Genomic DNA, 22,268 nt, shown 5'->3' with positions numbered 1-22,268 from the left:
CTAGCAAATAAACGAACGCATCTTCCAGATTAGCGAAGGGCACGTACGGAGGACCGTAAAGAATATGCGGAACAGCGTCTGCTTTTCACGCGGGAGCTTCGAGAGTTTTTCGGCGGCGCGGTCGAACTGCTCGTCCGTTATGCTGTTGAAACCGGCCTTCGCGCGCTGCAACTGCAGGTGCGACTTGCCAAGCGCCTTCATCCAGCGGTCGAGCACGGAGCGCTCCACGCATTCCCGTTCGCTCTCCGACTTCGCGTCGAGCCATTCGTTCACGGAGCTTGCGACAATAGTCCCGCACAGGAGCGCTTCCACGATGCCCGAGCGGCTGATGGGGTTCATGCAGCTTGCCGCATCGCCCGCCTTGAAAAGCCCGCACATCGCCATGGGCCTTGTGGACTGGCCACAGGCAATCATACCGCCATACACGGCCTTCACCTTCGCCTGCGGGTAATCCTTCGCGATAAAGTCGAGCAACCTCTGGCGGAGCGTGCCCTCGCGGTTCACGTTCTTGCCCAGCACAAAACCGATGTTCACCTCCACGCCGTCGCGCGGGAATATCCAGCCGTAGCCGTCCGGGAAATCGCTCCCGAAAAAGAGCTCAATGTGCTCGCGGCTGTGCTCGATGCCTTCCGCCACCGCGAAAATTGCGGGTTCCAGGTCGGTATCGCCGGATTCTATGCCCTCAAGGCACTCAATCCCGCGGGTCAGGCGCGAACCGGGGCCCGTTGCATCCACAACGGCCTTCGCACATATAGTTTCACCCTCGCCGCCCTTCGGCTGCACCTCCAGATTCCAGGAACCATCCGCATTGCGCGAAAGCTTCTTCACCACGGTATCAAAATGGCATTCCGCACCCACATTCAAGCAACCATCCGCAATAGAATGGTGGAACTTGGGGCGGTCCAGAATCATGCCGCAGTTCTTGCTGTAGAATTCCGCACGATAGCGCTTGCGCGACGTAAAGTAGATTCCCGAGATGTCTCCACGTACCCAGGACCGGTCTATGGGCCAGAGCTTGGAGAGCCTGTCGGTCGAAACCGCCTCGGCACAGAAAATCGGTTCCTTCCAGGGTTCCTTCTTGTCGAGAAGCAGCACCTTCTTGGAGTTTCCGACCATTTTTGCAAACGTATAGGCGGTCATGAGGCCTGCAGGACCAGCCCCGCAGACGACCAAATCGTACGCTTGAAACTTAAAAACGGACATTCTAGGGCCAAAAATAGTTTTTTAAGCAAAAAAATATGGTCTTTTTTTTAAATAAGTGAGTATTTTTTCTTTTTTTTAGTTATTTTAGGGCTATAGGTTGTTTAGTTTTCCATAAAGGAATAGTGATATATGAATATGAAGAAGATTTCGAAACTTGGTGTATGCCTTGTCGGCGCACTGGCAATAAGCGGTTTTGCCCAGGATTATTCCGGACAGGACCTCAATATGTCTTTCCGCGACAAGCGCATCGACGGGTTTGATTTCTCGGATGCCAAGGCCAAGAAGAACGTCACCGACTTCCAGCGCAGTGCAGGCGAAAAGCCGAACTTCCAGGGCGCACAGCTCCCGGAAGTGTCCTTCCGTAACGCGGTGATTAGCGAAGCGAACTTCAAGAACGCAAACCTGAAGAAGGTGACCATCAGTGGCGCCGACATCCGCAATTCGAACTTCAAGGGCGCAGACATGGAAGAGGCCGACCTCTACCGTGCAACGCTCCTCGGTAGCCAGTTCCCGAACGTGAACTTCAAGAACGCCCGCCTTGACGCCATGAAGGTGGCCGACGAAACCGACTTCAGCAAGGTGGACTTTACCCAGGCGTCCGTGATGGACGTGGACCTTACCCGCGCCGACCTCAGCAAGGCAAACCTCACGAACGCGAACTTCTCCCGCTCCCTGATGGGCGAAGTTAACCTCAAGAAGGCTACCCTCGTGAAGACCGACTTTACGGCATGTAACCTCATCGCCGCGAACTTCAAGGGCGTCGACCTCATCAACGTGAACTTCTCCAAGGCCGGTCTTTCCCAGGCCAACTTCAGCGGTGTGGAGTTCCAGAACGTGAACCTGCAGGATGCCGACCTTTCCCTGACCGAGTTCGATGACGTGGACCTTTCCAAGACCCAGCTCCAGAAGGCCAAGTTCGCCCAGTCCACCCTGAGCAGCATGAACTTCAAGGGCCAGGACCTCACCGGTGTCGTGTTCGACAAGGGCGCCGTGAAGAAGAGCAATTTCGACAAGGCCAAGATGAACAAGACCTCGTTCTTCGATACCGAAGTGAGCAAGTGCGAATTCCGCGGTACCGAACTCACGAAGGCAGTCTTTGACGGTGCATACATCAAGAAGAACATCTTCGACGGTGCCGACATGGACAAGGCCAACCTCGCGAACTCCACCATCCAGCAGACCGACTTTATCGGTGCCCAGCTCAACGGCGCAAGCTTTGCCGGTGCCAAGCTCGAGAACGTGCGCTTCACCAACGCCAAGATGAAGAACGTGAAGATCGACGCCGACACCAAGATGCAGAACGTCGACTTCTCCGGTGCCGACCTGAGCGACGCCAAGATCGAGAAGTTCACAGCCAAGAAGGTGATCTACGACAGCCGCACCAAGTTCCCCGCCGGTTTCGAACCGCGCCAGTACGGCTTCACCAAGCCGGGTGAAAAGGCCGCCGAAGTCGTGGTGCAGGGCAACAAGAAGTCCTCCGTGACTGACGACGCCATGCCGAAGAAGAAAAAGAAGAAAAAGAGGAAACACAGCGACGATGACGACGAGTAGTCGCTAGTCCCTTTATGGAATTAAACGCCCCGCGGAAGCGGGGCTTTTTTTACTTCTTGTCCATGAGCCAAGCAATGACTTCGGAGAGGTTGTGCACGCGCACGACCTTCATCCCGTCGAGGACCTCGGGCAATCGGCCGCTCGCCGGCACTATCGCCTCGACCATGCCGAGGCGACGCGCCTCCTTGAGCCGCTGGTCCAGGAGCGACACGCTCCGGACCTCGCCCGACAGACCGAGCTCGCCCACCGCGATGGTCTGGCGGGAAAGCGGGATACCCAGGTGGTTGCTCGCGATGGCGAGGGCAAGCGCGAGGTCCGACGACGCATCGGAAACCTTGATGCCACCGGCAATGCTAGCAAACACGTCGGAGGCCCCGATGCTCACCCCGCCGAACTTCTCGAGCAGGGCAAGGATAATCGTGAGTCGCTTGGGGTCGATGCCGGCGGCAACGCGCTGGGGCACGGCAAACCCCGTTTGGTTCACGAGTGCCTGCGTCTCAAAAAGCATCGCCCGGGAGCCCTCGAGCGCACAGCACACCACGCTCCCCGGCGTGGGCGGTGTGTTCTCCTGCAAAAAGACCTTGCTCGGGTTTTCTACCGGCATAAGCCCGTGGCTCGTCATCTCGAATACGCCTATCTCGTCTGTCGCGCCGAAGCGGTTCTTGATGGTACGCAGCAGGCGGTACTGGTGATTGCGGTCGCCCTCGAAATACACGACGGTATCGACCATGTGCTCGAGAATGCGCGGGCCCGCAATCTGGCCATCCTTCGTGACATGCCCGATAAGGATGGTGATGCACCCCGTATTCTTCGCAAATACCATGAGGTCGAGAGCGCATTCCCGCAATTGCGTGGCGCTCCCGGGCGTTCCCGAGAGGTCGGCCTTGTAGACCGTCTGGATGGAATCGATGACCAGCACCTGCGGCTTAATCTGGTTTGCCTGTTCCACAATCTTCTCGAGGCTCGTCTCGCACAGGAGGAGCATGTCCGAGCCCGATACGCTCAGGCGTTCGCTCCGGAGTTTTACCTGGCAAGCACTCTCCTCGCCCGACACATACAGGCACTTGACGCCGGCGGCTGTCATCGTGGCGAGAGTCGTAAGAACCAGCGTGGACTTGCCGATACCGGGGTCGCCACCGATGAGCACCAGGGAACCTGGTGCAAGCCCGCCACCCAGCACGCGGTCAAATTCGGTATTGGCGGTGCTCAGCCGCCGCGTGTCTTCGGTCGCGACATCCTTGAGCGTCACAACCTGGTGGACCGGCCCTCCGAGCCCGCGGGATGCACGTGGCCCCTCTATTGCAGGTTCTACCGCATGTTCCTTGAGCGTGTTCCACGCCCCGCAGAACGGGCACTTGCCCACCCACTTGGGCGTGGTGTTGCCGCATTCCGTGCAGAGGAACTCAACTTCTTTTTTTGCCTTCGATTTGTTTAGTGCTACCATGTGCACTAATATAACAAATACAAGCGACAAAATGTGTCATTTAAAGAAATAATGCACAAAAAAGCAGTTTTTTTTCTAGAATCCCAACAGGCCCGCTATTTTTTCCCGGGTTCAGACCAGCGGGCGCACTCATGAAGGCTTCCAATCGCGTGGACCGCAAACCCGTATTTCTTTTCGGGTTCGCCCTCTACATAGAAAAGAATCGACGCCGCAGAAGAAAGTACGGTTTCAAGGCTTTCCGGGTAGCCATAGCCGGAGTCCTGCACAAAATTCTCGAACGGGATATTTATCATGCCCGCCTGTTTCCGCGCTTCCAGCCGCACCTTGTGGAAATTGCCCCCCTCGAGCACAAAGCCTCCCTCGGGCGCAATCGCAAGCGTCAGCGGCGCCTCGGACTCGTAGGCAATACACAAGCCCTCCCATCGGCGGATGTCCACACCCTCCGAAGAATCGCTCCACACCCTGGAATTCCAGAGGTTGAATCCGAGCCCGGCATAAGGCCTGGAGTAGCAATCCCCCATCTTGACCTCCAAGGGAATCGCGCCATATTCCGCTACAAGCGGGGCAAGCCGCAACGCGGATCCCATCGTATTCACGCTCGACGGGTACTCGACGGAAGAATTCCCGCTAAAGGCAAGGTCCGTGTATTCATAGAAATATCCCGCGGTTGCAGTCGCGGAATCAAGCCGCACTCGCCCCAGGTCGTCGACGGAGGCATCCCAGTAGAACGCGGAATCCACCTCATGCGAATGGAGATTGACCGGAATCCAGCTTCCCGATTCGCACGCAAACTCGAAGGCACGCACGCGCCTCACGTTCCCTTCGCTCTCCGCATTGCAAGGGCCCAGGATATCTTCACGGAGGGCGGGCATCCAGATATCGGACCTGCAGACAACGTAACCGCTTGCGAACTTGGCGACCAGCCCCTCGCGCCTGTCGTAGCAATACCCGACAACATCCTCGATGACCGCCATGTGCCATTTGCCCAGCCTGTACAGGAAATACCTGCCCGAGCGCGAGCCGTAAGAAAGGTCATCCTCTTCGGCGCTATCCGGCAACAGGAGGTAGTCCGCCTGCACAGCGGGAATTTCGGCCCACTCCGCGCGCCCGTCGCCATCAGGCGCCATACAGTAGTAGTACGACCCGCGAACGCTATCTATCTTGTCGTAAATAGAGCTATCGCAATAGCCGAGTTTTTTTTCCACGAATGTCAGCGGGCGCCACCTGCCATCCTCGAAAACGTAGACACGGTCAAGGCTCAGCAGGTTTCCTTTGCGTATGGAACCTTCGGGGGCATCCTCGGGGAACCCGTCTACATCGCGTTCGTCCATCGTGGCATAACGCCACTGCGAAGAATCGCAAATCACATAGCATGTCGAACCGCAAAATGTAGTGCGCCCGATTTCGTTTTTGCGGTCGGCAGAACAAAGCCCCAGTTCTAGGGCGACAATGCCCGCGGTATCGACAGGCTCGCCCGAAGCGGAATCCGCGCCGTAATAGGGGTCAAATCGCCCCAGGGCCGATGAAGAAGATTTCGCCGAAGATGATTGCGGAACCGTGGAGGCATCGGGATTGTCCAATACGCTCGCAGAGTCGCTACATGCAAGCAGATTGCACGCAGCCAGGACGCTCGCAAACAAAAGCCAGGCGCAACGACTCTTGAACAGGCGCATAGACAAACCTTCGCCAGGTGCTACTTCGCGGGTTTCGAGACCACCGGGCGGATGCGCTTGCCGCAAAGCGTCACCACGATATGCGCCTGCGCGAACATGTAGTAGGCGGTATCGCGGCTGTTGTTGAGGGTCGATTTCGTGTCGTAATCGTCCTTGGTCACGAACACCTCAGAAACACCCGAAAGGCTTACGTCCAGGGCGCAGCGTTCGCACGGGAACCCGATCACGTAAAGCTTGGAACCCGCAGGCACCTTGCCACGTGCATAGTGGAGCGCGTTGATTTCGGCATGCACCATGAAGGGGTACTTGTTCGCCTCGAACTCGTGGTGGCTCAGGAGTTCACCCGTATCGGCGTCGAGCAAATCGTAAGCGAGTTTCTGCTTTTCGCGGGTGTACGGGACGGTTTCGTCGTCAAAACCCGCCGGGGCACCGTTGTAGCCGGTACTAATCACGCGACCGTCGGCACTCACGAGTACCGCACCCATCTGCGTATTCTGGTCTTTACTTAGACGGGCCTGCGCCACCATCATTTGGGTATAAACTTCATCGCGAAGTTTTGTACGAGAAGAGTTGTTGTTCATGTACCGAAATATAGTCAATATGTGCCATTTGGGATCAAGCATATGTCAAAGTGCGCCATAATTCCTATTATTGCATAAAAATATCGGACAATCGCGCGTTTTTACCCTATGACAAACGAACCCATCCAGACCGACAAGTTCCTGACCGTTGACGACACCCGCATAATGAAGGCCGTCGCCATCACGCTCATGCTGATGCACCACCTGTGGTGTTTCGGTACCCGCACGGCGGGCGAGCCCCTCGAATACCTGTTCACGATTTTCGGGATCCCCTCCACCATCTACTTCGGGTTCTTCGGCAAGATTTGCGTACCGATGTTCTTCTTTTTCGGCGGGTACGGCACCTACCTGAGCCAATTCGGCAAAAAGTTCGACCTGGTTGGGAAACTCAAGAAACTCTACTTCGCGTACTGGAAGGTTTTTCTGATTTTCATCCCCATCGGGTTCATCTTCTTCTCCACACAGGCGGCCTACTGCCAAGATGCCTTTATCTACACGAGGTTCTCCAATTTTACGCTGAAGGAACTCGTCTCGAACTTCCTCGGGTTCACCTCGACCTACAACAGGGAATGGTGGTTCCTCATCAGCTACGCCTTCGCGCTCATGACCTTCCCCCTCATCCGCGCCATCATCGACAAGTTCTCCATGCGGGTGAACATATTCCTCGCCATCGTCGTCACCATCCTCATGACGAACATTTTCCCGGGCGTCATCAAGAACGAGACGCTGGGCGTGCTCGGCAGGAACATGCTCTACATCAAGTTCTTCTGCCAGACGGCTCCCTACGCCGCCTGCTTCTGGATGGGAGCAATCGTCGCAAGGAACGGGATTCTCGACCGCCTGAACGATTCCATGAAAAAGAACGGCCTGTTGAACCCCATTGCAGACATCGGCATATGGATGGCGGTGATATTCCTGCGTCAGAGCGAAATTGGCGACAAGTTCGATATTTTCTTTATCCCCGCGTTGACGGTAGCGACCATCGACATCGTAAACCGGGTCCGGGTGCTCCGTAGCGGGCTTGTGCAGCTCGGCAAGCAGAGCACCAATATGTGGCTCATCCACACGTTCTTCTGTTACTATTTCGGGATTATGTCCAAAATGGTCACGACCCCGAGGTATGCGATTCTCTCGCTTATTTTGCTGATTGCGCTTTCGTTTGTTGCAGGTACGCTTGTTGACCTGTTCTGGAAAGGGCTCGGGATACTATGCGAAAAAGGGAATGCAATTCTGCACCCCCTTCTTTCAAGACTGCTTCGGAAGGCCTGAGCAACTAGGCTTCTACCGACTTGCCCTTCTCGACGGCGTCGGCGAGGGTCATGCCGGTAAATTCCTGGGCGCTGAACCAGCGGCCGCTCTTCTTGTCGTCGAGCATCACGGAGACCATCGAGCCCGGGATAACGCTTTCGGGAGCGTTGGGGGCGTTCGGGCCGCCAAGGTCCGTGCGGAGCCAACCCGGGTCCATCACGTTCATCATCACGTCGGTGCCGTTGAGCTTGCAGGCGAAATCCTTCACGAACTTGGTGAGGGCGGCCTTCGCGCAGGCGTAGCCCATGAGTTCCGGCTCGTTCGCGATACCGCTCGTGGTGAGCTGCATGCGGCCAAAACCGCGCTGGATCATGCCCGGCAAGAAGTGGTAGGCAATCTTGATCGGGGCGAAGAAGTTCACGGCCATCGCGTGGTGGAAATCGTCCATCGTGTTGGTCAGGTAGTCGGTGAAGTAGTGGCTCATGAGGCCCGCGTTGTTGAACACGAGGTCCACCTGCACGCCCCAGCTGTCGATTTCTGCGAGGGCGGCATCGATTTCGGCTTCGTTTTCGAGGTTGCAGCCCACGGCACGCACTTCGACGCCGTACTTCTTGAGTTCTTCCATCACGGGTTCGGCATGCGCCTTGTCGCGGCCCTGCAAGATGATGTTTGCACCGAGTTTCGCCATTTCGATGGCGGTGAGACGGCCTACCCCACGGCAGCCGCCGGTAATCAAGGTCCACTTGCCCTTCACGTCGATCATTTTCAATCCCTTTGCGCATTTGCGCGGTTTTCTAAAAAATAGACTTTTAAGGCCTGACTCGGGGAGTTTTTGTGCGGAAAAACGTTTACAGGTGTAAAAAGACGCAGGAACAACGCCGGAATGTATAGAAAAAGCCCCTGCCGGGGTGACAGGGGCTAATTTCGTAAGCGCTTGACCCGAGGTCCTCACGCTTACAAATATAATTTTAGCATTTTTTTTGGCAAAGCGGTTGTAAAAAGTGAATTTACACGAAAATTTGTTCTCGCGGTGTTCCCCGCCGCATGTCAAAAATGTTGCGTCAATTTTCCTTTTTATTACCTTTGAATAAGTAGTATGAAAAAATTTTTTCTTTTCGCAATCATAAGCATTCTTGCGGGAGCGTGCTCGACACCAAAAGAACAACCGAACGCTAGCGCCGACGGCATGTTCGAGGATTTCCCTGTTCCTTTTGAAGCAGACGATCCTTCCCTACTGAATTTGGCCGTCGCCGTCACCGACAGCTATTTCGTGATTGGAGCACGGCGCGGGTTCATGCCGAACACCTATTACACCGTTTTGACGGAACTCATCAATCCCTCATCAGAAGATTATCAAAAGAGAAAACCGGAAGTCCTATACGTCGCCATCCAGAAGGAAGCGGAAGACGACCCCGGTAAAAAGATATGGGCGCTACATTCCGATTCCAGCAAAGCCTACATCACCGATTCCACCGGAGCGTTCATCGCAATGACCGGCGACGGATTTTCGGGAGAGCGAGCTCCGAATTCACTGGAAACTATCCGCAACCGGGACTTTCCACACGCAGAAATCGAGCCGTTGTCCCCGTTCAATTTAATCGCCAAGGACCTGGCCATGGCGCGTAGACGGTTCAACGATTTTCCCGATAGCGACTGGATTGTCCTGATACTGGAAAGCGGCAACAACAAGCGAATTCTACGCGAACTTCTCCCCCTTATGCGCGCATTCAAGACCGTCGGTTTCAAGCATATCCAGGTCGGGAGGAATCTCGGCAACCTCGATACCGCAAGAAGCGTCATTGGAACTTTCCGCCTTTACGATTTCGAGCCGAAACAGCTCCAACAGATATACGACGAGCTTTACCGCCCCCTGAACCTGAAGATGCCGAGACAAGTTCCACCAAAAGACTAGTTTATCTTTTACACAACGCAACAGCCTGTTTCTTGCATTTGCGCCAGGCCGTAGGTATATTTGACTCTGTAATCGAACAAAGGAGATTTCATGACGACCCAAGAAATTTTGAAGAACATCCGCGAAAAGCACAACCTCACGCAAGACCAGATGGCTGAACGCATTCACGTGACCAGGCAGGCCGTTAGCCGCTGGGAAACCGGCGAGACTCAGCCGAACACCGAAATGCTCAAGGTGCTTTCTCGCGAATTCAACGTTTCCATCAATACGCTGCTCGGCGCGCCGCGTCAGCTCTTTTGCCAGTGTTGCGGCATGCCCCTCGGCGACGACGCGATGATCAGCCGCGAAATCGACGGCAACTTCAACGAGGATTACTGCAAGTGGTGCTATGCCGACGGCAAGTTCGCCTACGCCGACAAAAATACACTGCTGGACTTTTTGCTTTCGCACATGCCTAACCCAGAAAACATGCCGGAAGCAGAAAGACGCAAGTTCTTCGACTCGCACCTTTCGCAACTAAAACACTGGAAACAGCAGGCCTAAACGCACATCAATTTTATATCTTTTCGGCAACCATGATTCTTCTCGTCGCCGAAAAGCCCTCTGTTGCAAACCAGCACTACCGCCCGATGCTCGAGCGGATCGAGGGAGAGAAGTTCACGCAGGGCGACGGATGCCTTATCGGCAAGAACCACTGCATCACCTGGTGCGTGGGCCACCTAATTACGCTCGCGCCGCTCGACGCCTACCCCGGTTACGAGGGAGGCTGGCGGCTTTCGAACCTGCCGCTGTTGCCCGAAAAGTTCCGCCTGATGGAAATCGAGAGCACCCGAAAACAGCTCGCGGTGGTGCGCCAGATGATGGAACAGGCCGACGTGCTCGTGAACGGCGCGGATGCCGGCCGCGAAGGAAACCTGATTTTCGATTTGGTGCTCGATTTTACGCCCGCTTTCAAGCAGAAGACCATCAAGCGCCTGTGGGTGAACAGCTACGTGGCGAAGGATTTGGACAAGGCGTGGAAGAACCTGGAAGACGCCACGCAGCGCGTAAACCTGAGCTACGCCGCCCGCCTTAGGCAACGTGCCGACTGGATGGTAGGGCTCAACGCGACGCGCGCCTACACGCTCACCGCCGGGCGCGGGAAAATGATTTCGGTGGGCCGCGTGCAGACGCCGACCTTGAACCTGGTCGTGGAACGCGATACCATCGTCGAGCAATTCAAGGAACTGTACTACTACAGCGTCGTCGGCACATGGAAAGGGTACCAGGCGCAATACGTATTAGACGATAGACGAAAGGCGAAAGACGAAAGAGATGCTTCTGCAAAGGAATCTGACAAAAAGTCCGAAGGTTTAAAAGTCGCGGTTTTCGAGAAGGAAGCGGAAGCGAACGCGGTCGTGGAGCGCTGCAAGCCGCCCGCACCGGCGACCATCGCGAAAATCGACACCCAGCAAAAGAAGCAGTTCCCGCAAAAGCCCTTCGACTTGACGGAACTGCAGAAAGAAGGCAACAAGCGTTTCAAGTTCAGCGCCCAGCAAGTCTTGGACTGCGCGCAGAACCTCTACGAAAAGAAGCTGCTCACCTACCCGCGTACCGACTCGCAGTACCTGCCCGACACCATGAAGCAGGAGGCATACGCACTCGCCCAGAGGCTCGCAAGCCCCGAACAGAAGGGCGTAATGCGCAACGAAAGCGAGAATTTCGTGTTCATCAACTCGAGCAAGGTCACCGACCACTTCGCCATTATCCCGACCGGCGAAACACCGAACGGGCTACCCGAAATGGAGCAGAAGATTTACGACTTGGCGAAGGAACGCTTTGTGCAGGCATGGCTGAAGCCGTACGTATGGAGCGAGATGGAGGTCATCCTGAGCGAAGCGTCAGCGGAGTCGAAGGATCCAGACCCGAAATCAAAAAATCCAGACCTGTTCCGGCTGAAGCTGAAGCGGAACGAGGATTTGGGATTCCGTGCGCTAGTAAAAGAGACGAAAGACGAGAGACGAAAGACGAAAGGAAAGAAGGGCGATGTCGGCACGGAGACCGGAAAAGCAGACGGAGGCGCCGAGGGCAAGGGCGACAGCGACGAAATCACGAACCTGGTCGAAGCGTTCCCGGAATGGAACGTGGGCGACACCTCCCCCTTCGACAGCGTGGAACTACAGAAAAAGAAGAAAAGCAAGCCCAAGTATTACACCGAAGCCACACTCCTTGCCGCGATGAAGACGGCGGGCAAGCAAATCGAGAACGAGGAACTCGCCGAGGCCATGAAGGACCGCGGGCTCGGAACGCCGGCCACGCAGGCGGGCATCATCGAAACGCTCAAGAAGCGCGGGTTCATCGAGGCGCAGAAAAATTACCTGGTGAGTACCGCCCGAGGCCGCGAAGTCATCGCGCTCATGGACGAGAAGGTGAAATCGCCCGAGATGACGGGCGAATGGGAGTACAAGCTCTCCCAGGTCGAGAAGGGCACCCTTTCGCCGGTCGAATTCCGCGACGGCATCGTGGAATACGTGAAGCAGCTTTTTGCAGACTTGCATGCCCGCTATGCCTGCCAGTTCGAGCGCGAGGCCGCGACCGAAAAGCTGAACTGCCCCAAGTGCGGCGGCGCGCTCGATGTAGCCCCGTGGGGCTACGTGTGCCCCAATGCAGAATGCGGCTTCAGGTTCGGGCACACCGTGGCAGGCAAGATGCTCGCCCATTCCGAAGTCAAGGCGCTCCTCGCCGGCGAAACCGTCGGCCCGCTTTCCGGTTTCAAGAGCAAGAAAGGCTCCGAATTCTCGGCCAAGCTCACGCTCGACAAGGACTTCAATATCAATTTCGCCTTCGAAAGCGACGGCAAGTTCCACGGGCAAAAGACGGATTACAAGTGCCCGCTGTGCGGAAGCCCGCTCGAAGAGAACAAGAACGCGATATTCTGCACGGGGAGTGCGCAATCCAAAGATCCCCGGTCGGAGCCGGGGATGACAAATGGAAAAGAGCCGGGGATGACAAACGACTGCAACTTCACGCTTTTCAAGACCATCGCGGGGCACGTGCTTACCGCAAAGGAAATCGCGGCACTGTTCGGGAGCGGGCACACGCCGCTCATTCAAGGATTCAAGAGCAAGAAGGGATCCGAATTCGCGGCCGCCCTCAAGTGGGGCGAAGGCGCCGACAAGGGCCGCGCCGTATTCGAATTCCAACATCGAGACCTCCCCTGCCCCGTCTGCGGTGACAGTCTGCGCTTCCGCGGCAGCACTTCCCAGCAAAGCGGCCCGCAGGGTGCAAACCAGGACGGCGCCTACGTGTGCCCGCAATGCAACTACGGCATCCCCCAGGTGTTCTACCAGCGCAAATTCAGCGACGAGGAAGTCGAAAAACTGCTAAAAGACAAGGCCACACCCGTGCTGGAGCCGTTCAAGAAGAACGAAACCACCTTCCGTGCAGCCCTGGAACTGCGGGAAGGCGGAAAAATCGCCTTCAACAAACTGACGGTTGAAGTTATCAAGTAACGGCAACAATGCCCATACGCAAAAACCGGCCCAAGAGGCCGGTTATTCATTATTCGTTTTTGACACAGCGGACGCTGTAATAATTATCCTTATACTCAGACATTCGTTCTATAGAATGCGATCTATCACGTAATAACATATAATGAGCATTGTAGGCATTTGATTGCGTCGCTGACCAGTATACCGCAACATAAGCAAAATCCCTAGACTGACCATATTCACCACGAGTCCAAACTCCCGTAGGAATACCATTAAAACCAACGGCATCAACGCCATTGCCATAAATCTCCCCATTACTATCCCAGGGATGCCATCCGCTGGTTGACTTGAGTATCTTTCCACCGTAGCCTCCAACATCCTCTTCCAAAACAGCAAATTCATTCCGGCTAGGCATGTGCCAACCATCCGGACAAACACCTTGAATCAGCGTATCGAAAACACAACTGTAGTCATAACCACACTCTGTTTCTGCCTTACCTACTGCATCAGCCCATGTGTACAGCTGTCCATACAAGGTACAGTTATCAGGATCGGCATCATAGCAGCGGCTGTTGTCTGTTTGATAGTTGAGATTCTCAGCCATCCATGTTTGGTTACCAATCTTGACAAATTTGTATTCATGGCTATCGCGAGTATCCGTAAAGGTTCCTGACAGAGGTTCTTCAACAAGATCCTTTACACAACGTACCGACATCGCAACACCCTTGGATCCGCCATTATCAGAAACAGTCACCCTGTTTTCACCACCGCGTAACCAAACAATATAATCATCTTGATTAGAACTCCAGAAATTGGCATCGGCATCTATACCATAAGTACCACTCTTTGACCTGTATGCAGTCGGATTTGCTGAAAAGCCGTAATCATCAGTTCCATTATATTTATTGTAATTATTGGATTTGTAGTTTTTTTAATAGTGGGTTCATGAACAACCATATTCATTACCGGTTAAGTTAAAATATATCCTTTTTTCTTGTTAAGTGGTATACCCTTGTGGTCTAGGCAGCCTGTTTTGACAGCCTATATTCCACCGGTGTCATGTAACCGAGCGAACTATGGAGCCGTTTCCGGTTGTAGAACAGCTCGATGTACCTGAAAACGGCCTCCCGCACGTCTTCGATGTCCTTGAAGTCTCGCCTGTAGGCCATCTCCTTCTTGAAGCTTGCGAAGAAGCTTTCCATGCAGGCGTTGTCGTAGGGGCAGCCCGGGGCGCTCATCGAGGGCGTTATCCCATTCTCCGAGAGCATCGTGCGGTAGCCCATGCTGCTGTACTGCACGCCACGGTCGGAATGGAAGATTAGTCCGTCGTGATGGCCGCGTTGCATGATGGCATTGGACAACGCGCGCTTGACAAGTTCCGTGTCGATGTTCTTGCTCACGGCATAACCCACCGCCTCCTTGTTGCATAGGTCAAGTACCACGGCAAGGTACACCCAGCCAAGCGTAGTCTTGACGTAGGTGATGTCGCCGGCCCAGACGGCGTTCAGACTGTCGGGATCGAACTTCCGCTGCACCAGGTTCTCGCTGTACATGGAGTCACATTTGCCCTTGCGGTAGGGTTTCCATTTCTTGAGCGTGACCGGATAGAGACCGTTCTCGCGCATGATGCGGCGCAGTTTCCACACCTTTACCTCGTCACCCTTGTCATGGAGTGCCGCCTGCATCTTCGGGCAACCGTACACGCGGTGGTTTTCTTCGAAGGTGTCGCGGACCTTCTGGACAAGCCGTTCTTCGCGGGCCTTCTTCTCGGCACGTTTTTCCTGCTGGCGCGACCACTGGTAGTAGGAACACTGCGGTATTCCTAGGGCTCTGCACATCTTCCTGACTGAGTATTTCTTGCGGTTCACGTGTATCGCCTCGCATTTCAGTCGTGTGGTCGCATAAAGATGTGCAGGGATTTTTTTAGGATCTCTACCGTCTCCTTCTCGTCCGCAAGCTCCTTTTCACGCTTCTTCAGGAGTTTTTCCAGTTCCCTGTTCTTGGCGGCGAGTTCCTCGACGGACACCTTGCGGATTCGCCGTTCCTCGCGGTAGCTCGGCAGGTTGTGTTCCTTGCGGTACTCGTTTACCCACCGACCGACTGTATTGGGCCCGATTCCGAGTTCCTTGGCTATTTGGTTTGCTGACTTTTCGCCTTTCAGGACCAGCTTGATGACCTGTTCCCTTGTCTCGGAGCTATAGTTGATTTTTGCCATTGTTTTACCTTTTGGGGGTTGCGCAATGAATATAGTAGCTTATGCTACCCTCTTATTAAACTCCTGCATGGTCCATATCCTCCAACATAGTCCATCCCGTTTTTGATTTCATCGATAGACCAAAGTATTCATCTTCGCCCATATAGTTGAACAATCTTTCCCAGTCATTCTTACTCGGCAGACGCCAGCCATCTGGACAGATACCTTGGAACGGAACAACAATTGAACACGTGTCATAATAGCCGCAGCCAGTCTCGGTTGTTGTCGGAAAAACACCCGACGAATCCATTGCAGCGCTCCATAGATACGCTCTTCCATACTTGGCACAGCTATCCGGATCATTCATGTAGCAGAAACTTGATGAATCTAATTCTGCCGTACCCGCCTGATAACGATAATTAAGGTTTTCGGCCATCCAGACCTGTTTACCAATTGCAATTGTCTTATACACCTGACCATCACGGTCATCAATAATTGTATCATACAGAGCTTCAAGATCGGGATTCAAGAATTCCCACGAAGGCTTATAGAACGAACTGCTTGATTCCGCCTCGCTGCTACTGCTAGAAATCAACGATTCACCCTTGATGCAACGAACAGACCTTCCCTCTTTTACATTATTACTGGGATAAATATAGGACCGATCTTCAGGGCCGAGAAAAAGAGTGTATGCATTTTCAGAATCGTAAACAGAGGAACTCCAGAAATCGGTAAAAACGCCTACTTGAGAGAAACCAGTATATTCACCCGATACGTATCTATAGCCGGTAGGAAGTGCAGAGAAACCATAAGTATCATTTCCAACGGCATCGCCATCCCAAAGGGCCGTCGCCTTGAGATTGGATTTGTAGTTTTTTTAATAGTGGGTTCATGAACAACCATATTCATTACCGGTTAAGTTAAATATATCCTTTTTTCTTGTTAAGTGGTATACCCTTGTGGTCTAGGCAGCCTGTTTTGACAGCCTATATTCAACCGGAGTCATGTATCCCAGCGAACTATGGAGCCGTTTCCGGTTGTAGAACAGCTCGATATACCTGAAAGCGGCCTCCCGCACGTCTTCGATGTCCTTGAAGTCACGCCTGTAGGCCATCTCCTTCTTGAAGCTTGCGAAGAAGCTTTCCATGCAGGCGTTGTCGTAGGGGCAGCCCGGTGCGCTCATCGAGGGCGTTATCCCGTTCTCCGAGAGCATCGTGCGGTAACCCATGCTACTGTACTGCACGCCGCGGTCGGAATGGAAGATGAGCCCGTCGTGATGGCCGCGTTGCATGATGGCATTGGACAACGCGCGCTTGACAAGTTCCGTGTCGATGTTCTTGCTTACGGCGTAGCCCACCGCCTCCTTGTTACACAGGTCCAACACCACGGCAAGGTACACCCAGCCAAGCGTAGTCTTGACGTAGGTGATGTCGCCGGCCCAGACGGCGTTCAGGCTGTCGGGATCGAACTTACGCTGCACCAGGTTCTCGCTGTACATGGCGTCGCATTTGCCCTTGCGGTAGGGTTTCCACTTCCTGAGTGTGACTGGATAGAGCCCGTTCTCGCGCATGATGCGGCGCAGTTTCCACACCTTTACCTCGACACCCTTGTCTTGGAGTGCCGCCAGCATCTTCGGGCAACCGTACACGCGGTGGTTTTCTTCGAAGGTGTCGCGGACCTTCTGGACAAGCCGTTCTTCGCGGGCCTTCTTCTCGGCACGTTTTTCCTGCTGGCGCGACCACTGGTAGTAGGAACACTGCGGTATTCCTAGGGCTCTGCACATCTTCCTGACTGAGTATTTCTTGCGGTTCACGTGTATCGCCTCGCATTTCAGTCGTGTGGTCGCATAAAGATGTGCAGGGATTTTTTTAGGATCTCTACCGTCTCCTTCTCGTCCGCAAGCTCCTTTTCACGCTTCTTCAGGAGTTTTTCCAGTTCCCTGTTCTTGGCGGCGAGTTCCTCGACGGACACCTTGCGGATTCGCCGTTCCTCGCGGTAGCTCGGCAGGTTGTGTTCCTTGCGGTACTCGTTTACCCACCGACCGACTGTATTGGGCCCGATTCCGAGTTCCTTGGCTATTTGGTTTGCTGACTTTTCGCCTTTCAGGACCAGCTTGATGACCTGTTCCCTTGTCTCGGAGCTATAGTTGATTTTTGCCATTGTTTTACCTTTTGGGGGTTGCGCAATGAATATAGTAGCTTATGCTACCCTCTTATTAAACTCCTGCATGGTCCAATAAAGGGGGTACGGCCTTTGACGAGAGGCTATCGGCTCTTTGACAGGAGGCTATCGGTTCTTGTTTGTAAAGTTTTTGTTACAAAACTAACTAGAAGAACACCCAAACAGCAATCCAGTAGGCCATCAGGGCGAATTCCATGCCCTGCGAGATGCGCGAGAGGAACGTGGAGCCAAACACGGAGACGGCGATTGCCAAGAGGCGCGTCCACGGCATGTCGAAGCCGTGGTAGAAGAGCGACACGGAGCCGAAGAACTCGACCCAGAACCACATGACCTGAGCCATGAGCAGGTAACGGCGGCGCTTGACGGGCAGGGCCGTTGTAGAGAAGCACAGGGCCAGCGCGAACATGCGGAAGGGGTAAGATTCCATCGCAGGGTCGTTCATGTCGCCCGAGAAGTAGGCGTAGACGCAGAACACGACTACGGCGGCAAGCAAGAAGAACGCCTCCTTGAACAGGCGGATGGGGCGGCGCCAGAAGAACTGGGCCATGGCGAGCGCGAGGAGGCAGGCGACAGCGTTCATCAAGGGAATCATCGAGCCACCTCCGATACGTTGTTTATCTCGTGCGTCGAATCGTTTATCTCGGGCGCCGAGTCGTTTATCTCGTGCGTCGAATCGTTTATCTCGGGTGCTGTTTCGTTTATCTCGGGCGCCGAGTCGTTTATCTCAGGTGCAGTTTCGTTTATCTCGGGTGCAGGGACGTCCGCCGGGGCAAGCGAGCGCATGTATCGCACGAGGGCGCGGGCATCCGCTTCGGTTATGCGGTCAGCATACGGGTTCATGTTCGTGCGCCCGTACATAATCACGTGTACCAGGGAATCCTCCCCGAGGGAATCGAGACGAGCCGCAGTCAACTTTTGCGGAACCGGGTAGAACTCGCGGACAAACTTCGCGTTGAACTTGCCGTCCGTCCCGTGACATCCGCTGCAACGCGCGTTCCATACCGCGCGCGTCCGCAGCGTATCAAATGCGCCCGCTATTTTCGGGCCATCCGGCGCGATGGCATTTTTCGGGGTGTCAACATAGCTCGTGAATTTCGAGGGCGCAGATGAACCGCCCGCATAAAACACTCCCGCAAAAAATGCAAACATAAGTATACATATAGCAAAGGCGATTTTCAGGTAACGGGAACCGCATCCATCTGCATTGTGCGCCGAAACCGCCTGCCATACCGGGCGAATGCATAGGGCAATAGCGGCCACCAGCGCCACAATCGGGTAGAATAGCGGGGCAACGTTCGGGATAGCGACCGCCACCGTATCGAACACGGGCTGCGACACCGCCCAGAGCGTGTAGACAAGCGCCACGAGCACGCCCAGCAACAACGGGAAGCGCAACACGATAAACTCGCGGCTCGTGAGCGGTTCCGTATGGGGTTCCACAACCGGCGCAGAAGCCTCTTCCAGCTCGCCGAAAAGAAGTTCCCCGCCCTCGATGGGCTTACGCAACTTTACACGCAAAATCACAAGCAACGTTGTAAACAACCCGATGGAAAAAGCAACAAGGCCCGCATCGACATACCCAAAGCCGCGCGGTTCGGCGGGCATTACCAGGTAGAAGCGTTCCAGCCAAAGCCCGAGCAGCACCGAGAGCGAAACCGCAAGCCGCCCGAACGGGCTCACGCGCACGGCAGACACCCACCAGAGCTGCGGCAACAGCGCACCGAACGCGAACACCGAGAAGTTCCAGTCCCCCTTCAACGCGAAGTTCCAAGCCCAGAATACGAGCATCACGAAGGAGCCGACCATCATGAGCTTTTCGAGCAGGCGCACGCGGCAGCCTTCCGCAACAAGCAGCACGTTCACCATCGCAAGGCCCGAATAGATGGCGCCCGCGATAAAGTACAGCGGGAAAAACGCCCCGCGCCACTCGGGCACGAACGTCACCGCAAAATCGAGACTCACAATCGTGTGCACCCAGAGCACCAGCGGGAAGAGTAGCCATGCCATCGGGCGACGCACATCTTCCAGCGCCTGCGACCTATCCGCAAACAGGTGTATCGCAAAAAACACGAGCGAGAGCACCGCATAGATGGCGATGCAGCAGAAGTCCCACACCAGCGGGGAGCCCACATTCGCGAAGTTGCCGCGCGCATCCAGGAACGGGATGACCATATAGAAGTTTTCCACCACACCGAGATGCATGAGCGGGTATATCGCGGCGACCACGAGCGCGCAGAGGGTCGTGAGTTCGGCAAGCATCGAGGTGCGACGATCGAGCGGCACGCCGAGCGCAAGGAGAATCGCAGAAATGAGCGTACCCGCATGGGCGATGCCTATCCAGAAAACGAACAGGCTTACGGGAGTCCCCCAGAAGGTATGCGCGTCCAGCGACCACACGGCAGGGCCTTCCCAGAGGGAATACCCCAGCGCGGCAAGGCCGGGCAACAGGAGCGCAAGCCCCGCATATAGGAGGATGCGGAAAATCAACGATGCCCCCTCATATAGACGATAGACGGGTCAAGCGCTGCAATAGCCTTCGGGGCATACAGCACGCGGTCCTTCGCCGCCCTTACCAGCGGGGAACCTTCGTCGAGCCAGTTGCCGAATATAATCGCGTTCTTGGGGCAGGCGGCGGCACAGGCGGTGGTCACGCCGCGCCCGCGGAAACTTTCTCCCGGATGGAGCGCCTTGAAGTCGTGGCGCGCATCCTGCAGGCGCTGCAGGCACAGCGAGCATTTTTCCATCACGCCCTTCTCGCGCACGGGAACGCCAGCGTTAAACCTGAGCGAACGGCCCGAAGCCACAGGGTCATCGAAATTGAACTTGCGGGCATGCACGGGGCAGTTCGCCCCGCAGAAGCGGCTCCCGGTGCAGCGCTTGTACATCATCGCAGAAATGCCATCGGGAGTGTGGTTCGCGGCCCCCGTCGGGCAGACCTTCTCGCAGGGGGCATCCCCGCAGTGGAAACACATCGCGGGCGCACCGCCGCACATTTCTATCCAGTGCATGAACTGCCCGTGGTTCGCACGCTCGGGAGCACTAAGCGGGATGTTGTTCTCCTGGATGCAGGCAAGCACGCACTTGCCGCAGGCATCGCAGGCATCCAGGTCGATAGCCATGCCAAAACGGTTCTCCTGCGAGGCACCGGGAGTCTTGAGCGCTGCGGGCATCGGCACGCGCACGAGTTCCATACCGGGCTTCATTTTCGAGAGGGCGAGTTTCACCTCGTTCTCGAAGTCTGCGAGCTTGAGGCGCGCGCCCTTGACCGGCATATCGCCGAGCAAGCCGTCGCGGCACCCGAACAGGGCAAAACCCGCCACCGTCGCCGAAAGGATTTTCAAGAACTCGCGCCTATCCATAAACTACCTGTGACATGCGGCGCAGTACGTGGCCGACCGCCTGAAATTCTTCTGTTTGAACGTTTCGCCCCTGTGGCAGGCGAGACACATCTGCATGCTGAAATTCTCGCCGCCGTACACGTCGGCCTTCGCGCCGGGCTGGGCTCCGGTCGCGCCCGTGGAAAGGAGCGCGCCAGATTTTGCTTTCGCGCCGGAACCGCCCGCGAAATTGCGGTGACAGTCCGCGCACTCCACCCCGGCGGCCGCGTGTACCCCGTGGTGGAACACCACGTGCTCCGGCAAAGCGGACTCGTGCTTCCAGGGGTATGCCGGAGCGGCGGCCAGCGCCGAATCCAGCTTCTCGATTCCGGGATTTTCGGTGAGCGGCAGGCGGTGGCAATCCATGCAATCCGACTTCGCGGGCATGTACGCACGCGCCCCGGACGCAGCACCCGTATGGCAGAGGCTGCAATCGAGCCCGATGTTCTCGCCATGGAGTTCGTGCAGAAAAGCAATCGAATTCGGACCGCTCGTATCGGCGCCCACGCGCACGGGAGTCGCCTTCTGGCCGAACAAAAAGTCCGCCAAAAAGAACGTGAAGGCAACCGCAAAAACGAGCCCCGCCCACTTGAACGGGGTTGCTCCGAAAGATGCGCCTTGTCGTTTAAACACACTCATCCCTTTAGCGTAAATCTAATTAAGAATAACCGACCGGGCTCAAGAAAAGCCCGTTTTTTGTAAAAAAACGTCTGTAACCAAAATTTTCTGGCTTATTTTGGCCGCGAAACCGTTTTATATAGTAGATAGGGAGCCTTTTTCCTATTCGCCGCACCGGGCAACCCGTGCATTTTTACAACATATATACAACAAACGCTTTACATTTGAAACTTTTTGTTGTATATTTAGAGGTATGAGTACCGTGGTTACAAATATCCGAATAGATAAAGAGCTCAAGGCTCAAGCTACCGAACTCTTCAACGACCTGGGATTGACCCTTTCCCAGGCGTTCACCGTTTTCCTGAAACAGGCCGTGCTGCATCACGGTCTCCCATTCGCCGTCACCAGGCCCCCGTCCAAAGAACTCCTCGAAGCGATCAAGGAAGGCGAGCAGCTCGCCCACGACCCCAACGCCAAGACGTACGCTACGCCACAGGAACTTTGGGACGAGTTGGGCTTATGACAACAGCATCGTACAAGTACACCGTTCGGGCGACAAGCCGTTTCAAGAAATCTGCAAAGCGGTTAACCAAGCGAGGAAAAGACTCCCAAAAGTTAAAAGATATCGTTGATATCCTAGCCAAAGGAGAGCCTTTACCTGAGTCATATAAAGACCATCCTCTTGTAGGCAACTGGATTGGCCATAGGGAACTGCATATAGAAGCAGACTGGTTGTTAATCTACAAGATCGTGGAAAATGTTTTGATCCTCGAACTTGTCGATACCGGGACGCATTCCGACCTGTTCGGGAATTGA

Annotated in this window: 23 protein-coding genes and 2 pseudogenes; 7 read left to right on the top strand and 18 right to left on the bottom strand. The window is 55.2% G+C overall.

Translation table 11 applies throughout. From position 1 onward, the window contains the following. The gene (locus CRO08_RS04525) at window positions 1-1,203 is read right to left on the bottom strand and encodes an NAD(P)/FAD-dependent oxidoreductase (protein WP_097035223.1); all 1,203 of its coding nucleotides are present in this window, start codon (window positions 1,201-1,203) and stop codon (window positions 1-3) included. Window positions 1,204-1,332: 129 nt separating this feature from the next. On the opposite strand from CRO08_RS04525, the gene CRO08_RS04520 reads away from it, so the two are divergent. Beyond that, entirely contained in the window at window positions 1,333-2,754 is a 1,422-nt protein-coding gene (locus tag CRO08_RS04520) for a pentapeptide repeat-containing protein (RefSeq protein ID WP_097035222.1), read from the top strand. Between the two features lie 49 nt (window positions 2,755-2,803). On the opposite strand, the gene radA is transcribed toward CRO08_RS04520, so the two are convergent. The 3 genes from radA to CRO08_RS04505 all read right to left on the bottom strand — a co-directional run bounded on the left by radA (window position 2,804) and on the right by CRO08_RS04505 (window position 6,452). Further along, window positions 2,804-4,198, bottom strand: coding sequence for a DNA repair protein RadA (gene radA, locus CRO08_RS04515; protein WP_097035221.1), 1,395 nt, complete (start codon window positions 4,196-4,198; stop codon window positions 2,804-2,806). Window positions 4,199-4,293: 95 nt separating this feature from the next. After that, window positions 4,294-5,871 carry a hypothetical protein gene (locus tag CRO08_RS04510; RefSeq protein WP_097035220.1) on the bottom strand — a complete coding sequence of 526 codons (1,578 nt, stop codon included), beginning with the start codon at window positions 5,869-5,871 and terminating at the stop codon, window positions 4,294-4,296. A 20-nt stretch (window positions 5,872-5,891) separates the two neighbouring features. Next, window positions 5,892-6,452, bottom strand: coding sequence for a deaminase (locus tag CRO08_RS04505; RefSeq protein WP_097035219.1), 561 nt, complete (start codon window positions 6,450-6,452; stop codon window positions 5,892-5,894). Between the two features lie 108 nt (window positions 6,453-6,560). Between CRO08_RS04505 and CRO08_RS04500 the strand changes: the two genes are divergently transcribed. Then, window positions 6,561-7,721: an acyltransferase family protein gene (locus CRO08_RS04500; protein WP_097035218.1), complete on the top strand. Its 1,161-nt coding sequence runs from the start codon at window positions 6,561-6,563 to the stop codon at window positions 7,719-7,721. A 4-nt stretch (window positions 7,722-7,725) separates the two neighbouring features. Here CRO08_RS04500 and CRO08_RS04495 read toward each other — a convergent pair whose 3' ends face one another. Continuing rightward, on the bottom strand, window positions 7,726-8,463 hold the full coding sequence (locus CRO08_RS04495; protein WP_097035217.1) for an SDR family oxidoreductase: 738 nt from the start codon (window positions 8,461-8,463) through the stop codon (window positions 7,726-7,728). Window positions 8,464-8,796: 333 nt separating this feature from the next. Here CRO08_RS04495 and CRO08_RS04490 point away from each other — a divergent pair, with 333 nt between their 5' ends. From CRO08_RS04490 to CRO08_RS04480, 3 genes are all read left to right on the top strand, one after another. Then, the gene (locus tag CRO08_RS04490; RefSeq protein WP_097035216.1) at window positions 8,797-9,612 is read left to right on the top strand and encodes a hypothetical protein; all 816 of its coding nucleotides are present in this window, start codon (window positions 8,797-8,799) and stop codon (window positions 9,610-9,612) included. Between the two features lie 90 nt (window positions 9,613-9,702). Then, window positions 9,703-10,155 carry a zinc ribbon domain-containing protein gene (locus CRO08_RS04485; RefSeq protein WP_073114092.1) on the top strand — a complete coding sequence of 151 codons (453 nt, stop codon included), beginning with the start codon at window positions 9,703-9,705 and terminating at the stop codon, window positions 10,153-10,155. A gap of 32 nt (window positions 10,156-10,187) precedes the next feature. After that, on the top strand, window positions 10,188-13,103 hold the full coding sequence (locus tag CRO08_RS04480) for a type IA DNA topoisomerase (protein ID WP_097035215.1): 2,916 nt from the start codon (window positions 10,188-10,190) through the stop codon (window positions 13,101-13,103). 49 nt (window positions 13,104-13,152) lie between these two features. Here CRO08_RS04480 and CRO08_RS04475 read toward each other — a convergent pair whose 3' ends face one another. From CRO08_RS04475 to CRO08_RS04425, 13 genes and pseudogenes are all read right to left on the bottom strand, one after another. Continuing rightward, the gene (locus CRO08_RS04475; RefSeq protein ID WP_097035214.1) at window positions 13,153-13,836 is read right to left on the bottom strand and encodes a fibrobacter succinogenes major paralogous domain-containing protein; all 684 of its coding nucleotides are present in this window, start codon (window positions 13,834-13,836) and stop codon (window positions 13,153-13,155) included. Continuing rightward, window positions 13,837-13,941, bottom strand: a pseudogene (locus CRO08_RS17560) (hypothetical protein); the annotation flags it as partial. It abuts the gene before it with no gap. Continuing rightward, window positions 13,908-14,045, bottom strand: a complete 138-nt coding sequence (locus CRO08_RS16925; protein ID WP_176495058.1) for a hypothetical protein — start codon at window positions 14,043-14,045, stop codon at window positions 13,908-13,910. The gene CRO08_RS16925 and the pseudogene CRO08_RS17560, both read right to left, overlap by 34 nt. Before the next feature lie 56 nt (window positions 14,046-14,101). After that, window positions 14,102-14,950: an IS3 family transposase gene (locus tag CRO08_RS04470; RefSeq protein ID WP_176495013.1), complete on the bottom strand. Its 849-nt coding sequence runs from the start codon at window positions 14,948-14,950 to the stop codon at window positions 14,102-14,104. A 17-nt stretch (window positions 14,951-14,967) separates the two neighbouring features. Further along, the gene (locus tag CRO08_RS04465; protein WP_097034692.1) at window positions 14,968-15,297 is read right to left on the bottom strand and encodes a transposase; all 330 of its coding nucleotides are present in this window, start codon (window positions 15,295-15,297) and stop codon (window positions 14,968-14,970) included. 55 nt (window positions 15,298-15,352) lie between these two features. Further along, entirely contained in the window at window positions 15,353-15,871 is a 519-nt protein-coding gene (locus CRO08_RS04460) for an FISUMP domain-containing protein (protein WP_097035213.1), read from the bottom strand. Window positions 15,872-15,892: 21 nt separating this feature from the next. Then, window positions 15,893-16,132, bottom strand: a pseudogene (locus CRO08_RS17555) (hypothetical protein); the annotation flags it as partial. A gap of 108 nt (window positions 16,133-16,240) precedes the next feature. After that, window positions 16,241-17,089 (bottom strand): IS3 family transposase, encoded by an 849-nt coding sequence (locus tag CRO08_RS04450; RefSeq protein ID WP_176495014.1) that lies wholly within the window; start codon window positions 17,087-17,089, stop codon window positions 16,241-16,243. Window positions 17,090-17,106: 17 nt separating this feature from the next. Further along, window positions 17,107-17,436 carry a transposase gene (locus CRO08_RS04445; RefSeq protein ID WP_097034692.1) on the bottom strand — a complete coding sequence of 110 codons (330 nt, stop codon included), beginning with the start codon at window positions 17,434-17,436 and terminating at the stop codon, window positions 17,107-17,109. Window positions 17,437-17,602: 166 nt separating this feature from the next. Beyond that, on the bottom strand, window positions 17,603-18,049 hold the full coding sequence (locus CRO08_RS04440) for a hypothetical protein (RefSeq protein WP_073115869.1): 447 nt from the start codon (window positions 18,047-18,049) through the stop codon (window positions 17,603-17,605). Beyond that, entirely contained in the window at window positions 18,046-19,944 is a 1,899-nt protein-coding gene (locus CRO08_RS04435; RefSeq protein ID WP_097035211.1) for a c-type cytochrome, read from the bottom strand. The genes CRO08_RS04440 and CRO08_RS04435 overlap by 4 nt, the downstream gene beginning before the upstream one ends. Then, the gene (locus CRO08_RS04430; protein ID WP_097035210.1) at window positions 19,941-20,816 is read right to left on the bottom strand and encodes a 4Fe-4S dicluster domain-containing protein; all 876 of its coding nucleotides are present in this window, start codon (window positions 20,814-20,816) and stop codon (window positions 19,941-19,943) included. The genes CRO08_RS04435 and CRO08_RS04430 overlap by 4 nt, the downstream gene beginning before the upstream one ends. A gap of 3 nt (window positions 20,817-20,819) precedes the next feature. Beyond that, complete coding sequence (locus tag CRO08_RS04425; RefSeq protein ID WP_176495057.1) at window positions 20,820-21,467, bottom strand: cytochrome c3 family protein; 648 nt, start codon at window positions 21,465-21,467, stop codon at window positions 20,820-20,822. Between the two features lie 238 nt (window positions 21,468-21,705). Between CRO08_RS04425 and CRO08_RS04420 the strand changes: the two genes are divergently transcribed. Further along, entirely contained in the window at window positions 21,706-21,975 is a 270-nt protein-coding gene (locus CRO08_RS04420; protein ID WP_097035208.1) for a type II toxin-antitoxin system RelB/DinJ family antitoxin, read from the top strand. Next, on the top strand, window positions 21,972-22,268 hold the full coding sequence (locus CRO08_RS04415) for a type II toxin-antitoxin system YafQ family toxin (RefSeq protein ID WP_097035207.1): 297 nt from the start codon (window positions 21,972-21,974) through the stop codon (window positions 22,266-22,268). Before CRO08_RS04420 ends, CRO08_RS04415 begins: the two co-directional genes overlap by 4 nt.

The sequence above is a fragment of the Fibrobacter sp. UWT3 genome, from assembly GCF_900230125.1.
Taxonomy (GTDB): domain Bacteria; phylum Fibrobacterota; class Fibrobacteria; order Fibrobacterales; family Fibrobacteraceae; genus Fibrobacter.
The sequence above is the reverse complement of the archived record's forward strand: the minus strand, read 5'-3'. Positions and strand labels throughout refer to the sequence as shown.

What these genes read in the sequence shown, in the direction of transcription:
- CRO08_RS04430 (WP_097035210.1), bottom strand. Translation starts at nt 20,816, where the DNA reads ATGGATAGGCGCGAGTTCTTGAAAATCCTTTCGGCGACGGTGGCGGGT.
- CRO08_RS04465 (WP_097034692.1), bottom strand. Translation starts at nt 15,297, where the DNA reads ATGGCAAAAATCAACTATAGCTCCGAGACAAGGGAACAGGTCATCAAG.
- CRO08_RS04505 (WP_097035219.1), bottom strand. Translation starts at nt 6,452, where the DNA reads ATGAACAACAACTCTTCTCGTACAAAACTTCGCGATGAAGTTTATACC.
- CRO08_RS04485 (WP_073114092.1), top strand. Translation starts at nt 9,703, where the DNA reads ATGACGACCCAAGAAATTTTGAAGAACATCCGCGAAAAGCACAACCTC.
- CRO08_RS04510 (WP_097035220.1), bottom strand. Translation starts at nt 5,871, where the DNA reads ATGCGCCTGTTCAAGAGTCGTTGCGCCTGGCTTTTGTTTGCGAGCGTC.
- radA (WP_097035221.1), bottom strand. Translation starts at nt 4,198, where the DNA reads ATGGTAGCACTAAACAAATCGAAGGCAAAAAAAGAAGTTGAGTTCCTC.
- CRO08_RS04420 (WP_097035208.1), top strand. Translation starts at nt 21,706, where the DNA reads ATGAGTACCGTGGTTACAAATATCCGAATAGATAAAGAGCTCAAGGCT.
- CRO08_RS04415 (WP_097035207.1), top strand. Translation starts at nt 21,972, where the DNA reads ATGACAACAGCATCGTACAAGTACACCGTTCGGGCGACAAGCCGTTTC.
- CRO08_RS04525 (WP_097035223.1), bottom strand. Translation starts at nt 1,203, where the DNA reads ATGTCCGTTTTTAAGTTTCAAGCGTACGATTTGGTCGTCTGCGGGGCT.
- CRO08_RS04520 (WP_097035222.1), top strand. Translation starts at nt 1,333, where the DNA reads ATGAATATGAAGAAGATTTCGAAACTTGGTGTATGCCTTGTCGGCGCA.
- CRO08_RS04490 (WP_097035216.1), top strand. Translation starts at nt 8,797, where the DNA reads ATGAAAAAATTTTTTCTTTTCGCAATCATAAGCATTCTTGCGGGAGCG.
- CRO08_RS16925 (WP_176495058.1), bottom strand. Translation starts at nt 14,045, where the DNA reads ATGAATATGGTTGTTCATGAACCCACTATTAAAAAAACTACAAATCCA.
- CRO08_RS04445 (WP_097034692.1), bottom strand. Translation starts at nt 17,436, where the DNA reads ATGGCAAAAATCAACTATAGCTCCGAGACAAGGGAACAGGTCATCAAG.
- CRO08_RS04440 (WP_073115869.1), bottom strand. Translation starts at nt 18,049, where the DNA reads ATGATTCCCTTGATGAACGCTGTCGCCTGCCTCCTCGCGCTCGCCATG.
- CRO08_RS04495 (WP_097035217.1), bottom strand. Translation starts at nt 8,463, where the DNA reads ATGATCGACGTGAAGGGCAAGTGGACCTTGATTACCGGCGGCTGCCGT.
- CRO08_RS04480 (WP_097035215.1), top strand. Translation starts at nt 10,188, where the DNA reads ATGATTCTTCTCGTCGCCGAAAAGCCCTCTGTTGCAAACCAGCACTAC.
- CRO08_RS04500 (WP_097035218.1), top strand. Translation starts at nt 6,561, where the DNA reads ATGACAAACGAACCCATCCAGACCGACAAGTTCCTGACCGTTGACGAC.